Below are 14,076 nucleotides of genomic sequence, written 5' to 3'. Positions count from 1 at the left end.
GCCTGACGGTAGGTCAGGAGCGGTTCAGCCGCTGAAGGTGCCGGACTTCTCCGCGGCCCACTTGCCGTCCTTGACGGTGTAGACGGTGAGCTGCTTGTTGGTGGTGTCGCCGAACTCGTCGAAGGAGACCTTGCCGGTGACGCCCTCGAAGGAGATCTTCTGGACGGCCTCGACGACCTTGGGGCGGGGGGTGTCGGGCAGCTTGCCGTTGTTGGCGGCGACGACGGCCTTGACGCCCTGGATGATGGCCCAGGCGCTGTCGTAGGAGTAGCCGCCGAAGGTCTCGTAGGGGTCCTTGAAGGCGGCGCTCTTGTAGTCGGCGATGAACTTGGCGGCCGTGGGCAGCTGTTCGACGGGCAGGCCGATGGCGGTGGCGAGGTCGCCCTGGCCCTTGGGGTTGAGCTTGATGAAGTCGCCGCTCTGGATGGCGTCGCCGCCCATCAGGGGGATGTTGACGCCGGCGTCCTTGAGCTGGAGGGAGAGCGGGCCGGCGGCGGGGTACTCGCCGCCGTAGTAGACGGCTTCGGCGCCGGAGGACTTGACCTTGGTGACGACGGCGGCGAAGTCGCGGTCGTCGGGGTTGATGTGTTCCTCGCCGACGACCTGGCCGCCGTTCTTGAGGAACTGGCCCTTGAAGGTGGCGGCGAGGCCGGCGCCGTAGGTCTTCTGGTCGTCGATGAGGAAGACCTTGGTCTTCTTGGCGTCCTTGACCAGGTAGTCGGCGGCGAAGGGGCCCTGGATGGCGTCGGTGGTGGCGGTGCGGAAGTAGCTCTTGAAGGGGCGGGACTTCTCGCCGGTGGCCCACTTCTCGCCCTGGCTGAGGGCGACGCCGGTGTTGGCGGGGGAGATCTGGACGAGGCCTGCGTCGTTGAAGATCTGCTGCATCGACTGGGCGACGCTGGAGTTGAGCGGGCCGACGACGCCGATGACGTTCTTGTCGCCGACCAGCTGGGTGGCGTTCTGCTGGCCGGGGGCGGGCTTGCCGGTGTCGTCGAGGGCCTTGAGCTCGAACTTGATGCCGGGGACCTCGTTCCTCTCGTTGGCCTGGTTGACCGCGAGCTGGGCGGAGTTGCGAAGGCCGAGGCCGAGGGCGGAGAGGTCGCCGGTGAGCGGGGCGTCGACGCCGATGACGACGGTGGTGGTGGAGCCGCTTCCCTGGCCGCTGTCCCCGGACTTCTTGTCGTCGCGGGAGCCGCAGGCGGTGAGGGTGAGGGCGCCGATCACGGCAATGCTCACGACAACTGCTGAACGATGACGCACGGGGATCCCCTTCGGTTCAGGAGGGCGCCGCGCCTGAACGGCGGGAGCCTGAATGCGCGGTGGGCCTGGCCCATTCCGGTGGCGCGGTGACTGGGCGTGACTCTAGATGCCGGTCGGCGGCTCGGGCAGTGGTGCGGCGAGGCTGTGATTCTCTTGTTATGAGCACACAGAGAATTCGTCTCAGCATGTGGTCGTTCCGGTCCGATCGATCCGCTGGTACCGGGGGCTCCGTTCCCAACTCGCCCTATGTAAGGCGTAGAAGGGCAGGTGACTCCTGGCCTCACCGATAATCGAACGGCGCCGTCCGCGGTGTTGGTGCCGGTCGTGTGCGTCCGAATATCGGACGTCGACCCGGTCGACGGGCCGCTTTCGCCTGGTTCGCCCCCCTGGAACTGTCAGTTGCTCGGATGTCCTACTTGTTACGCAGTGTTACATTGCCCGAAATGCCCGGACATGCCGCCGCCCCCTTGTCCAGACCAACGACTGCCCAAGGCGGTTGAAGGTCAAACAAGGGGGCGGGCAAGGGATTTGACGATGAATCGGGTCAGAGGTCGCGCAGCATGCAGGTGAGGCGGCAGCTGGTGACCCGCTTGCCGGTGTCGTCGGTGATCGCGATCTCGTAGGTGGCGGCGGTGCGGCCCTTGAAGACGGCGGTCGCCACGCCGGTGACCAGACCGGAGGTGGCCGAGCGGTGGTGGGTGGCGTTCAGGTCCACGCCCACCGCGTACCGGCCCGGGCCGGCGTGCAGCATCGCGCCGACCGAGCCCAGCGTCTCGGCCAGCGCCGCCGAGGCGCCGCCGTGCAGCAGCCCGTACGGCTGCTGGTTGCCGTCCACCGGCATGGTGCCGACCACCCGGTCGCCGGAGGCCTCGACGATCCGGATGCCCAGCTTCTCGCCGAGCCGCCCGCCGGAGAAGGTGCCCGGGTCCACGCCGAGCCGGGCGAAGTGCTCCAGCATCTCCGGCGAGACGTCGAGGAGGGGGGCCGGGGCGGCGCCGCCCGGGGTCGCGCCGGGGGGTGCGGTGGGGGAGGTGGTGGCTGCGTCGGGGGCCGGATCGGTCATGGGGGAGCTCCTGCCGCTCGGGGGTCGCGTCGTCGTGCTGCCTGTGATCGTACGACCGTCCTACTCGGCGGTAGGGGCGGTGGCGGGAGGAAACGGGTGTGGCGCCCGGGGCGCGAGCGCACCGGAGGGGCGCCCGCCCCCGGCGTGCCCCTTTTGTCGGTGCCGGGCCCTAGGATCGGTGGCCGGTAGTGGAATCGGCAGGAACGGACGTTGACGTGGCTACGCAGAGTACGGACAAGGGCGCGCCGGGTGGCGGCGGGACCGGATCGCGGCCCCGCCTGATGCTGCTCGACGGGCACTCCATGGCCTACCGGGCGTTCTACGCGCTGCCCGTGGAGAACTTCAACACCTCCACCGGCCAGCCCACCAACGCGGTGTACGGGTTCGCCTCGATGCTCGCCAACACCGTCCGGGACGAGGCGCCGACCCACCTCGCGGTCGCCTTCGACCTCTCCCGCCAGACCTTCCGCTCGGTCGAGTTCCCGGACTACAAGGCCAACCGCGCCAAGACCCCGGACGAGTTCCGCAGCCAGGTCGGCCTGATCGGCGAACTGCTCGACGCCATGAACGTGCCGCGGCTGACCGCCGAGGGCTTCGAGGCCGACGACATCATCGCCACCCTGGCCACCGCCGCCGAGGCGGCCGGCTACGACGTCGACATCGTCACCGGCGACCGCGACTCGCTCCAGCTGGTCAGCGAGCACATCACCGTGCTCTACCCGACCAAGGGCGTCTCCGAGCTGACCCGCTACACCCCGGAGAAGGTCGCCGAGAAGTACGGCGTCACCCCGCGCCAGTACCCGGACCTCGCCGCGCTGCGCGGCGACCCGTCCGACAACCTGCCCGGCATCCCCGGCGTCGGCGAGAAGACCGCCGCCAAGTGGGTCAACCAGTTCGGCTCCTTCGAGGAACTGGTCACCCGCGCCGACGAGGTCAAGGGCAAGATCGGCGAGAAGCTGCGCGAGCACCTCGACTCGGTCAAGCGCAACCGCGTCCTCACCGAGCTGGTCCGCGACGTCGAACTCCCGCTCGGCGTCGAGGACCTGGCCCGCGCGCCGTTCGACCAGCCGGCCGTCGGCGCCCTGATGGAGTCGCTGGAGTTCCGCAACGCCAACTTCCGCGACCGGGTCTTCGGCATCGACCCGGCCGCCGCCGAGCCCGAGGCCGCCGAACTCGCCCCCGGCGTCGACGTCGACGGCGAACTGCTCACCGACCCCGGCACCCTCGCCGCCTGGCTGCGGGAGCACGCGACGGAGAAGTCCCCGGTCGCGCTGGCCGCCGTCTACCAGTGGGCGCTCGGCAGCGGCGAGGTCACCGAGGTCGCGCTCGCCGCCGGGGAGACCGCCGCCTGGTTCGACCCGGCACTGCTCGCCGAGGAGGACGAGCGCGCCTTCGCCGGCTGGCTGGCCGACCCGGCCGCGCCCAAGGCGCTGCACATCGCCAAGCAGGTCATGCGCGCCTTCGCCGAGCGCGGCTGGACCATCGAGGGCGTCGTCGCCGACACCGCCCTCGCCGCCTACCTGGAGAAGCCCGGCCGGCGCACCTTCACCCTGGAGGTGCTCGCCGAGGAGTACCTGGCCCGCTCGCTCGCCCCGGCCCCCGCCGCCGAGTCCGGCCAGCTCGCCTTCGACGCCCCGGAGGAGGACCCGGCCGCGCACGCCCAGGCCCTGATGCTCCAGGCCCGCGCCGTGCTCGACCTCGCCGCGCTCTTCGACACCCGCCTCGCCGAGGTCGGCGCCACCGAGCTGCTGCGCGACATGGAACTGCCGATCGCCGCCCTGCTCGCCCGCATGGAGCGCACCGGCATCGCCGCCGACCGCGGCTGGCTCACCGGCCTGGAGTCCCAGTTCGCCGCCGAGATCCAGCGCGTGGTGGAGGAGGCGCACGCCGCGGCCGGCCACGAGTTCAACCTCGGCTCGCCCAAGCAGCTCCAGGAGATCCTCTTCGGCGAACTCGCCCTCCCGAAGACCAAGAAGATCAAGACCGGCTACACCACCGACGCCGACGCGCTCACCTGGCTCGCCACCCAGACCGACAACGAGCTGCCGGTCATCCTGCTGCGCCACCGCGACCAGGCCAAGCTGCGCACCACCGTCGAGGGCCTGCTCAAGACCGTCTCCCCGGCCGGGCGCATCCACACCACCTTCAACCAGATGGTCGCCGCCACCGGCCGGCTCTCCTCGCAGGACCCCAACCTGCAGAACATCCCGGTGCGCACCGAGGAGGGCCGGATGATCCGCCGCGCCTTCGTCGTCGGCGAGGGCTACGAGTCGCTGCTCACCGCCGACTACTCGCAGATCGAGCTGCGGATCATGGCCCACCTCTCGGAGGACGCGGCGCTGATCGAGGCCTTCGCCACCGGCGAGGACCTCCACACCACCGTCGCCTCCCAGGTGTTCGAGGTGCCGGGCGAGTCCGTGGACGCCGAGATGCGCCGCAAGATCAAGGCGATGTCCTACGGCCTCGCCTACGGCCTCTCCGCGTACGGGCTCTCCCAGCAGCTCGGCATCAAGCCGGCCGAGGCCCAGGGCCTGATGGACACCTACTTCGAGCGGTTCGGCGGCGTGCGGGACTACCTGCACCGGGTCGTCGAGGAGGCCCGCGCCACCGGCTACACCGAGACCCTGCTCGGCCGCCGCCGCTACCTGCCGGACCTCAACAGCGACAACCGCCAGCGCCGCGAGATGGCCGAGCGGATGGCGCTCAACGCCCCGATCCAGGGCTCGGCCGCCGACATCGTCAAGATCGCCATGCTCCGGGTGGACGAGGCGCTGCGCACGGCCGGGCTGACGTCCCGGATGCTGCTCCAGGTGCACGACGAAATCGTGCTGGAGCTGGCGCCGGGCGAGCGCGAGCCGGTCGAGGCGATCGTCCGCGAGCAGATGGCGGGCGCCTACCCGCTGCGCGCCCCGCTGGACGTCTCGGTCGGCGTGGGCGGCGACTGGGAGGCCGCCGCGCACTGAGGCACCGTCAACAGGTCCCGGGTGGAGCCTCGTCGAGGCTTCGCCCGGGGCCTTCTCGGCGTCGGGGAGCGGTCCTACCCTGGCGGGTATGCCTGCCGAAGAGCTGATCCGACGCGGTCGTGACGGCGACACCGTCGACCTGGTGCTCGAAGCGGGCGGGGGGTCCTGGCCCGCCGCCGTGCTCCTGGTGCTGCGCGCGCTCGCCACGCTGCTCGCCGTGGGCCTCGCCTTCCTGCCCGCGGTCCTCCTGGTCGTGATGGTCGCGGTGATCGTGGGTGCCACCTTCGTGGCCGCGGTGACCGTCTGCGGGGTGCTGTGGGCCGGCGCCGCGCTGCTGCTGTGGCCGTTCCTCGCGGTCGCCGAACTGCGGTCGGTTCGCCGGGTCCAGTTCACCCCGGCCCGGGCGCCGACCGAAATGCGCTTCGTCCGGGGCGTCCGCGCCGATGCCTGGGCCCCGATCTCCGGCCTGCGGCGGATCCAGCTGGACGAGAGCGTGGAGGAGCCCTACGAGGGCGACCCCGCGCCGGCCGCCCGTACCCTCACCATCACGGTGGTGACCTCGGCCGGCGGCGACGGCCCGCGCCGGGCGCCGGACGGCACCGACGCCGACGCGCTCCAGCGCTCCCTGAAGGACCTGCTCGGCCCGGCCGGGGTCCCCGTCCTGCGTCACACCGAACGACGCGTCCGCCCCAAGCCCCCCGCCCCCTCCGGCGGCTGGGTCTACGGAGGCTCGGGCTCGGCCAATTCCGGCGGGGGCTTCTCCGGCGGCGGGTGAGCCGGGGCGGGGGTCCTCGCCGACCTTTGTGGCGCCAGGGGTTGATACCGGGTCAGGGAGCCCCTTCACTTGTCATGGCGCCGTCGTTTCTTGATCGCGGCGCCGGTCCGCACCAACGCTCCGACGCCTCACCCGACGAGTCTGGAGATCCCCTCATGTCCCAGTCCCGCCTGCGACGCGCCGTCGTCGTGCTCACGGCCCTGCCCCTGCTCGCGCTCGGCGCGGGCCAGGCCGCGGCCGCCCCTGCCCCCGCCGTCCCCGCCCCCGCCGTCCCCGCGCCCGCTTCCCAGGTGGCCGCGATCGAGGACGGCGTCGCCCGCACCCTCGCCACCTCCCTCACCGACCCCGCCCTGCGCGAGCGGCTGCGTTCGGCGACCGCCGCCCCCGGCGGCGCCGAACTCGCCCCGCTGACCGCCGGCGCCCCCGGCCTCGCCGCCGCCACCACCCGGGCGGACCGCGGCATCGCCGCCGCCAAGGGCCTCGGCGCCGACCTCGGCCCGCTGCTGCGCGTCCAACTGGCCGACCCTTCGATGCGCGCAGCCCTCGACGCGGGCACCGCACCGCTGGTCGCCGTCGCCGCCACCGACGACCACGCCCGCACCGTCCGCGCCTACGACACCGCCGGCCGGGCCCTCGGCCTCGACACCGGCACCCTGCCCACCCGCCCCGTCTACCTGGTCGACATCGACACGGCCAAGGCGATGACCGCCGGAATCGAGCTGCTCCGGCGGGAGTTCGCCGCCCAGGGCCTCGGACCCGCCGCGCAGGCCGCGTCCGGCTGGTGGGGCACCAAGATCACCTCGATCCAGGTGAACGACGACGAGGAGCCCTGGTTCAAGGGAGCCGCCGAGATGTTCAGCCTGGTGAGCGGCTTCGGCCAGGACGGCAAGGTCCGGGTCGACCCGGTCACCATGCCTTACCTCCAGTACGACGGCACGGTGTACTACCCGAACCAGATCCTGGTGAACTGGTCCAACTACAAGTACAACCTGGCCGACGTCGTCCTGATGGAGGACGACGGCGACACCAACTACCTCGCCCTCGCCAAGGCCGTCGCCGCCGTCCTGCTCACCATCACCGACCAGGGCGCCTACATCCCCCTGGTCAACGCAGTCCTGGACGCACTGCCCGCCTCCTGGTGGGTCGACGACCCGGACTACGTCGACTCCTGGTACACCCTCGCCCGCACCAGCACCGGCCGCCTCAACGGCGCCCGCGCCAACGGCTGGATGACCGTCGAGCCCTACTGGGTCAGCCAGCTCTGACCCCCGCCCCACCCCCGCCGTCGGCCCCCTCCCGGGGCCGGCGGCACCGGGGGAGCGTGCGCGTAGCGTGGAGAGCGAGGCTGTCCCGCGACACGCCCTGCGGTGACCGCGTGCACCCCCAGTGGTGCTTCCTCCGACGGGACGCGACGGTCCGATGTCCAGAGAGCTGCTCTTCTACCGCGCCGGTGACGGGGTGCCGAACGCCGGCCGGATCGAGCAGGACGGCCGGTTCGCCCAGCCCCCGGTGATCACGCCGCCGGCCGGCTGGACGCATGTCGCCGCGGTGGGCCGCGAGTTGTTGTTCCGCCGGATCAGCGAGGGCCGCATCGCCACCGGCCGGCTCGACCTCGACGGCGCTTTCGCCGACCTGGCCTCGGGGGGTCTCGCCACGTCCTGGACCCACATCGTGCCCGTGGGGCGGGAGTTGCTGGTCCACCGGGCCGCCGACGGCTCGGCCGCCGCCGGCCGCCTCGGCACCGGGGGGATCCACGCCGACCTGGCCGACCTCGGCTTCGCACCCGGCTGGTCCGCCGTCACCGCCACCATCGCCTGACCCGGCCAGGCCCGCTGCCGCGACGTGTCGGGCCGGACGGCCCGCAGTTGAACACCCCCTGTGATGGGAGTGATCCCGTACTACCGTGGGCCCGATGACAACGGAATCCACGTCGACCGGCCGGCCCACCGCCCTGGCCGGGGCACCGACGCTCCAGGCCCGCAACTCCGCCGCCTTCTGGACCGCGACCGGCGTGTCCCGGGGGCACGAGGTGATCCGGCGGCGCGGATTCGTCGCCGTCGACGGCGACGCGCGCGCCGGCCTGCGGATCCTGGTCCAGGAACCCGACCTCGACCCGGGCGAGGCGGCCGAGGTGAGCGGGCTGGTCCGCCGTGCGGCAGGCCCGGTGACCGTCGAGGATCCGTTCAGCTCGACGGACCTGAGCCACCTGGGCCTGCGCACCTGGCAGATGCCGGTCATGCTGCGCCTGCCCGGCCCCGCCGACGCCCCGGCCCTGGAGGTGACCCGGGCGCGGCGGCCCGAGGACCTCCGGGCGGCCGAGCGGATCGTGATCGAAGGCTTCGAGCTGAACGCATTCGAGCCCCACCGCGCCGGTGAGCTCTTCCCGACGACGCTGATCGAACAGCCGGGCGTGGACGTGTTCGTCGCCTCGGTCGACGGCGTCGCCGCAGGAGCCGGCGTGAGCGTGGTGGCCGACGGCGTCGCCAGCCACTACTGGATCGCCACCTCCTCCGCCTTCCGCTCCCGCGGCGTGGGCCGCGCCGTCATGCTCGGCGCCCTCGCCCACGTCGCGGACCTCCCGGCCACCCTCACCGCGTCGAAACTGGGCAGGCCGCTCTACGAGTCCCTGGGCTACCAGGTCGCGGCCCCCTCGACCTGGTGGGCCTCGGCGTAGGAAGTCGGCGGGCCCGACTTCCTACGCACACCTGGACCGTACCTATGACGGAGGTGGTGGATCATGCCCAGGCGTGACTACGAGGACGACCCCAACGCTCCCGAGGCCAACTCCCTGGTCCCGGCCGCGTCCGTGGTCGTGGTCGACGATGCGGGCCGGGTTCTTCTCCAGCGACGTACCGACAACGGGATGCGGGCGCTGCCCGGCGGCAGGATGGACATCGGCGAGTCGCTCGCCGGGTGCGGGGTGCGCGAGACCCGCGAGGAGACCGGCATCGACATCGAGATCACCGGAATCGTCGGCACCTACACCGACCCCCGGCACGTGTTCGCCTACGACGACGGCGAGGTCCGGCAGGAGTTCTCCATCTGCCTCCTCGGACGCCCGCTCGGCGGGGAGCTGCGGGTGTCCGACGAGTCCCACGAGGTGGCGTGGTTCACCCCGACCGAAACGGATGATCTGCCGATGGTGTCGAACATCCGCAGGCGGCTGGCCGACTGGCGCTCCGGGGCGATCCCCGTGGTGCGCTGACAACGAGGTCGAACGCATGATCAACCAGCTCAAGCACTTCAGCGCTGTGGCCACGCGCTCCGACAAGCGCGCCTACGCCTTCACGGGCACCGTGACCGAGGCCTCGATCCGCTTGTGGCTCAGGCCCTGAGCTTGATCCTAAACTTCAGTGATCTTCGGGGCAGTCTGCGTCGACCCATGTGGCGGTGATGTCCGCGCACGTGATGACGACCGAACCGGCCCTGAAAGCGATCTCGTGCGTGCAGCCGTGGTCGTGGGGAAGGATCTCGTCCAGGATCAGCGTGCCGAGGCTCTCCCAGCCGGACACTTCGTTCGGAGCGTCGATCCGGATCCCAGTCACCCCGGTGTAGTGAATGGCCAGGTCCTCGTCATGCTTCCAGCAGTTGTGCCGGAGGCGGAGGTCGAATTCTCGACTGTTGTCGAGGAAGGCGGCCCGGTAGAACGACAGGTCCTTCACACAGCGTCGTCCTGTGAAGTCGTAGTGGCCCCCATCTGTGGCGAATGCCCTCGCGCCCTGGGGCAGTTTCGTGCTCAGCGCCGGCAGAAGCTCAAGGTACGTGCGGGGGTCGACGATCCCCGAGAGCTCGCCGATTTGGGCGTTGAGATCGACATGCTTCACTTGCGCGCTCCTACGGTGGATCAGCGGTCAGGCCATGTGTGGCCTCAGATTGACACGCCTGCTCGCGGCGTCGCCCAACCATTTCCCACGTCGTGTGGGCAGGACCTGCGGACCGTGATCGGGCACTGCGCCACTTGCGGGACACACCAGACCGACCTGCCGCCTTCCGCCTCGTGATCCGCCTGACAGGCCCCTGGCCACCGCTCGTCGTTCGGCTCCTGGCGTTGGCGCGCTCCGCCGTGGTCGGGCTGCCGCGGGATGTGTCACGGACGTGCCCTCGATGGGGTGAAGCTGACTGCGGCAGCGCACAGTTCGCGTGCCGATGGTGAGGACGGTGCTTCCTGCTATCGTCCGCTGTGTCGGGCGCCGCTTCCAGGCGTGAACGGATGGGGAGTTGCTCTGTGACCAGCGATGCCGTCGGCCGCCACCCGGAGCGGGCCTTCCGGCTGATCGTGACGGGCGGCGGAACCGGCGGCCACACATACCCGGCGCTCACTGCGGTCCGTACCGCGCGGGCGAGGCTCGCCGCCGGCGGCCGGGCGCTGGACGTGCTGTGGGTCGGCACGGCGGACAGCCTGGAGTCCCGTGTCGCGGCGGGTGAGGGGATCGAGTTCGCGGCGGTCGCCACGGGGAAGATCCGGCGCCACCGGAATCCGATCAAGATGGTCTCCCCTGCGAACGTCCGGGACATGGCGCGTGTGCCGCTCGGTGTCGTCCAGGCCCGCGCGGTGGTCTCCCGGTTCCGCCCGGATGTGGTGCTGGCCACGGGCGGATACGTCGCGGTTCCGGTGGGCATCGCCGCTTCGCTGTGTCGTCGCCCGCTGGTCGTCCACGAGCAGACGGTGCGCCTAGGCCTGGCCAACCGAACGCTCGCAGGACGGGTGGCACGCATCGCGGTGTCGTCCGAGTCCACGCTGCCGCTGCTTCCGGAGGCGGTCCGCTCGCTCGCGGTCGTCACCGGCAATCCGGTGCGGCCCGAGGTGCTGACCGGTGATGCGGAAAGGGCGATCCAGGCTCTTGGGCTGCACGGCTTCCGCCGTGACCTGCCGACGGTGTACGTCACCGGAGGCGCGCAGGGCTCGGAGCAGATCAACGGACTGGTGGCCGACGTTCTGCCCTGGTTGCTGGCCAGTGCCAACGTGATCCACCAGTGCGGCCCGGCGAACGTCGAAGCCTTGCGGGCCCGCGCCGCGGCTCTTCCCCCGCATCTGGTGTCCCGGTATCTGCTCACCGGGTTCGTCGGCCCCGAGCTGCCCGATGTCCTCGCACTGGCCGATGTGGTGGTCTCCCGCAGTGGGGCGGGCACGATCGCGGAGCTGACGGCGCTGGGCAAGGCCTCGGTTCTCGTTCCCCTCGCCAGCTCGGCCGGCAACGAGCAGGCCCACAACGCCGGCCACCTGCACGATGCCGGGGCGGCGGTCGCGCTGCTCGGCGATGTGACGGCGGAGCGCCTCCGTGTGGCGGTCGATCCGCTGCTGACCGACAGCCACCGCCGCGCGGGCATGGCCGAGTGCGCGCGCTCCTACGGTCGGCCGGATGCCGCTGACCGGCTGGCGGACCTGGTTCTGTCGGCCGCCGTCGAGCATTGATGGGCGGTCACCGGATCCCGGGGCAACGGCTGAACTCCCGTCAAGCCGTACTGGGGCAGCCAACTCTGACCGCCGGCTTGGCACGGCCGCTTCGCAGCCCTCGGCCGGGTCGTGGGGGCTCTGGCACGTCGGCGGGTCAGATGGGGAGGTCCCAGCCCGGGCCGTCCTCGCTGCCGAGCCAGACCCGCTGGCCCGTCGCCGAGACCCTGAGGCCGAAGGCGTCCTGGTGCGGCTCGCCCGCGCTCTGCCAGGCCTCGACGGCGGTCTCCACCTGGTCCCACAGGCGGAGCGGTCCGCGTTGAACCACGGTCCACCCGCCCTCGGGGTCGGGCATGGTCCTGGCCTGCGAGCCGGTGGCCACGTCCGAGAGGATCTGCCGCCCGCCGGCTCCCATCCGCTCGGCGGAGGGCGCCGCGAGCTGTGCGACCCAACCGCCGGTCCACGTGTCGAGCTTCGCGGGATCGATCCGGCTCGCGCGCTCCTCCCCGGGAAGAAGGGCCAGGGTGGGACGGGGCGGCCGGTCATGGGGCCGGGCGATCATGAAACTGGTGTAGCCCGGCAGGAACCGGCCGGTGGCCTCGCCGGGGCCGGTTACGTCGAGGAGTGCCAGCGCGTTGGCGTAGCTCCACCCGGACAGGGTGACCAGGAGGCGGCCACCCGGCTTCACCTGGCGAAGCCAGGCCATCGGCAGGTAGCGGACCGAGCACGTAGCGATCAGCCGGTCGAAGGCGCTGCCGTTCGGGTCCCCGCCGAGACCGTCACCGACGATGAGGCGCGGGGCGTAGCCGGCGGCCCGAAGCGCGGAAGCGGCGCGTGCTGCCACCAGGGGGTCGTACTCGATGCTGGTGATGTTCCCGTCGCCGAGGCGGTGTGCGCCGAGGGCGGTCGAGTAGCCGGTCCCGGTGCCGATTTCGAGGACGTGATGACCGGCGTCCGCGCCGAGCCGCTGCCACATGCCCAGCACGAGCGAAGGCAACGTGGAGGACGAGGACGGCGAGCCCGTCACGTGCCGGTCGCCGATGTCTTCCGGGCTGGTGCGGCCGTCGAGTTGGGTGATGAGCGTGCGGTCGGCATAGACCCCCTCCAGCCACCCGGGGGCGTCGCGGAGGATGGTCCGGTAGCTGGTCGGGGCGCTGCCGTCGACCGGAGCGAAGTAGGAACCCACGAAGAGTTCGCGGGGTACTGCGGCGGCGGCCTCGGCCCACGCGGGATCGGCGAGCGTGCCGTTCTCGGTGAGTTGCTCGACCAGGGCGGTGCGCAAGGTGTCCGAGGTGGTCACTGGTCGTGGCCTCTTCCCAGTTGGTCGGCGATCGCGACTGCGATTCGGTGGGTGGTCCCGGCCGGCTGCCACGCCCATTGCCCGTTCGGGTTGCACTCCAGGAAGTGCCACGTGCCGTCTGCGGTGACGGCGAAGTCGAAGGCGCCGAAGGCGAGCCGGAAGGCGGCGAGGTATTGGGCGACGGCCTCGGCAACCGATGAGGGGATGCCGATGGGGCGGCAGCGCATCCGGTCCTGTCGGTATCGCCAGTCGACGTCCGGGCTGTCGATGCGGGTGCCGAACAGCCGGTCTCCGACTGCGGTCACCCGGGTGTCGTACGCCTTCGGAATCCTGGCTTGGAACATGTGCGGACACGCCGTCACGGCGTTGTTGATCTCCTGGCTGCGGACTTCGCGGACCCATGCGGCCCGAGCCTGCCCGTCGGCGGAGTACGGGGTGTTCCACACGGGTTTGTAGACCGTGCCACCGGCATGGTGGTCGGTGAACTCCCGTGCCTCGTCCGCGTCGTTGGTGATCAGCGTGTGGGGAACGTGGAATCCGCAGCGCTGTGCGGCGGCGAGCTGGGCCGGTTTGTACTCCGCCGCCCGGTTGTGCCAGGGATGGTTCATGTAATGGGCTCCGGGGAGCGAGGCCAGGATGCCACCCGCTCCCCAGAACGTTTGCGAGGCGGCGAACCGGCGGTCCTGGCCGTCAAGGTCAAGCGGTCCCTCGTAGGGGGAGGGCCTGCGAACCCAGACGGAACGAACGGCAGTGAGGTCCAGCTCACGGCTCGACGTGCGGAGGGTACCCCGCTGACCGTCCACGCTGTACGCGGCGGTCAGCGAGGCGCCCGCGTGCAGGTCGGTGCCGGGATCGAGACGGACCACGGGAACCCGGCGCTCGGCGAGTACCCGCAGTACCGCATCCGCCGTCACGTCGGAGGAGGTGGTCAGTACCAGCACCGACCCGCTTCGGTGGTCCATCAGCCTGAACTCTGGTCCTGGTCGTAGGATTCGGTGACGTCGCTGTCGGTGGCCCCGCCCGGAGCGGCCCCGTCACCGGGGCTCGTCTGGGTGGGCGTGACACCGCTGGTGCTGGTGCCGTGGCTGCCCAGCTCGACCGTTCGGCCGCGCTCGTCCACGATGACGGCGATCTGCGTCTCGGGGTCGATCACGGGCGTGAACGCCGGGAGCGTGGCGGTGGCCGCATAGGGCTCCATCCTGCTGATGCCCCACGGTACGGGCGTCTGCGTCATACATCCTCCTGAGCGGATTTGATGGTCATCCCGTCCCAGTCGGGGCGGGGGTCTCCGCGCACGAAGTCGGGGTGGCCGACTTCCTGCGC

At 71.4% G+C, this 14,076-nt stretch carries 13 protein-coding genes and 1 pseudogene; 8 read left to right on the top strand and 6 right to left on the bottom strand.

Annotated features, from left to right (window positions below; all coding sequences use genetic code 11):
* Nucleotides 1-24: 24 nt before the first annotated feature.
* Nucleotides 25-1,260, bottom strand: coding sequence for a branched-chain amino acid ABC transporter substrate-binding protein (locus tag ACFU74_RS05250; RefSeq protein WP_380751984.1), 1,236 nt, complete (start codon nucleotides 1,258-1,260; stop codon nucleotides 25-27).
* Between the two features lie 544 nt (nucleotides 1,261-1,804).
* Entirely contained in the window at nucleotides 1,805-2,218 is a 414-nt protein-coding gene (locus ACFU74_RS05245) for a PaaI family thioesterase (RefSeq protein WP_380752151.1), read from the bottom strand.
* Between the two features lie 386 nt (nucleotides 2,219-2,604).
* Between ACFU74_RS05245 and polA the strand changes: the two genes are divergently transcribed.
* The 7 genes and pseudogenes from polA to ACFU74_RS05210 form a co-directional block, all read left to right on the top strand.
* Complete coding sequence (gene polA / locus ACFU74_RS05240) at nucleotides 2,605-5,286, top strand: DNA polymerase I (protein ID WP_380752148.1); 2,682 nt, start codon at nucleotides 2,605-2,607, stop codon at nucleotides 5,284-5,286.
* Between the two features lie 88 nt (nucleotides 5,287-5,374).
* Nucleotides 5,375-6,061 carry a hypothetical protein gene (locus tag ACFU74_RS05235; protein WP_380751981.1) on the top strand — a complete coding sequence of 229 codons (687 nt, stop codon included), beginning with the start codon at nucleotides 5,375-5,377 and terminating at the stop codon, nucleotides 6,059-6,061.
* Between the two features lie 155 nt (nucleotides 6,062-6,216).
* A complete protein-coding gene (locus tag ACFU74_RS05230; RefSeq protein ID WP_380751978.1) occupies nucleotides 6,217-7,326 on the top strand; it encodes a DUF3103 family protein in 1,110 nt (369 codons plus the stop codon).
* A 154-nt stretch (nucleotides 7,327-7,480) separates the two neighbouring features.
* Nucleotides 7,481-7,879 (top strand): hypothetical protein, encoded by a 399-nt coding sequence (locus ACFU74_RS05225; RefSeq protein ID WP_380751975.1) that lies wholly within the window; start codon nucleotides 7,481-7,483, stop codon nucleotides 7,877-7,879.
* A 94-nt stretch (nucleotides 7,880-7,973) separates the two neighbouring features.
* Nucleotides 7,974-8,735, top strand: coding sequence for a GNAT family N-acetyltransferase (locus ACFU74_RS05220; RefSeq protein WP_380751972.1), 762 nt, complete (start codon nucleotides 7,974-7,976; stop codon nucleotides 8,733-8,735).
* Between the two features lie 63 nt (nucleotides 8,736-8,798).
* Entirely contained in the window at nucleotides 8,799-9,266 is a 468-nt protein-coding gene (locus ACFU74_RS05215; RefSeq protein WP_380751969.1) for an NUDIX domain-containing protein, read from the top strand.
* Nucleotides 9,208-9,396: pseudogene (locus tag ACFU74_RS05210) on the top strand (IS5/IS1182 family transposase); the annotation flags it as partial. The gene ACFU74_RS05215 and the pseudogene ACFU74_RS05210, both read left to right, overlap by 59 nt.
* Before the next feature lie 15 nt (nucleotides 9,397-9,411).
* Here the strand turns inward: ACFU74_RS05210 and ACFU74_RS05205 are convergent.
* Nucleotides 9,412-9,885 carry a hypothetical protein gene (locus tag ACFU74_RS05205; RefSeq protein ID WP_380751966.1) on the bottom strand — a complete coding sequence of 158 codons (474 nt, stop codon included), beginning with the start codon at nucleotides 9,883-9,885 and terminating at the stop codon, nucleotides 9,412-9,414.
* Nucleotides 9,886-10,286: 401 nt separating this feature from the next.
* Here ACFU74_RS05205 and ACFU74_RS05200 point away from each other — a divergent pair, with 401 nt between their 5' ends.
* On the top strand, nucleotides 10,287-11,474 hold the full coding sequence (locus tag ACFU74_RS05200; protein ID WP_380751963.1) for a glycosyltransferase: 1,188 nt from the start codon (nucleotides 10,287-10,289) through the stop codon (nucleotides 11,472-11,474).
* Nucleotides 11,475-11,610: 136 nt separating this feature from the next.
* Here ACFU74_RS05200 and tgmC read toward each other — a convergent pair whose 3' ends face one another.
* Genes tgmC through tgmA form a run of 3 tightly spaced genes read right to left on the bottom strand, consistent with a single transcriptional unit; the run spans nucleotide 11,611 to nucleotide 13,987 of the window.
* Nucleotides 11,611-12,753 carry an ATP-grasp peptide maturase system methyltransferase gene (gene tgmC, locus ACFU74_RS05195; RefSeq protein WP_380751960.1) on the bottom strand — a complete coding sequence of 381 codons (1,143 nt, stop codon included), beginning with the start codon at nucleotides 12,751-12,753 and terminating at the stop codon, nucleotides 11,611-11,613.
* Complete coding sequence (gene tgmB, locus ACFU74_RS05190) at nucleotides 12,750-13,715, bottom strand: ATP-grasp ribosomal peptide maturase (RefSeq protein ID WP_380751957.1); 966 nt, start codon at nucleotides 13,713-13,715, stop codon at nucleotides 12,750-12,752. Before tgmB ends, tgmC begins: the two co-directional genes overlap by 4 nt.
* Nucleotides 13,715-13,987 (bottom strand): putative ATP-grasp-modified RiPP, encoded by a 273-nt coding sequence (gene tgmA / locus ACFU74_RS05185; protein ID WP_380751954.1) that lies wholly within the window; start codon nucleotides 13,985-13,987, stop codon nucleotides 13,715-13,717. The genes tgmB and tgmA overlap by 1 nt, the downstream gene beginning before the upstream one ends.
* Between the last annotated feature and the right edge of the window lie 89 nt (nucleotides 13,988-14,076).

Origin of the sequence: Kitasatospora sp. NPDC057500 (assembly GCF_042802195.1) — a bacterium.
Lineage (GTDB): Bacteria > Actinomycetota > Actinomycetes > Streptomycetales > Streptomycetaceae > Kitasatospora.
Note: the sequence above shows the minus strand (reverse complement) of the source record. Positions and strands in the feature narration are given on the sequence as shown.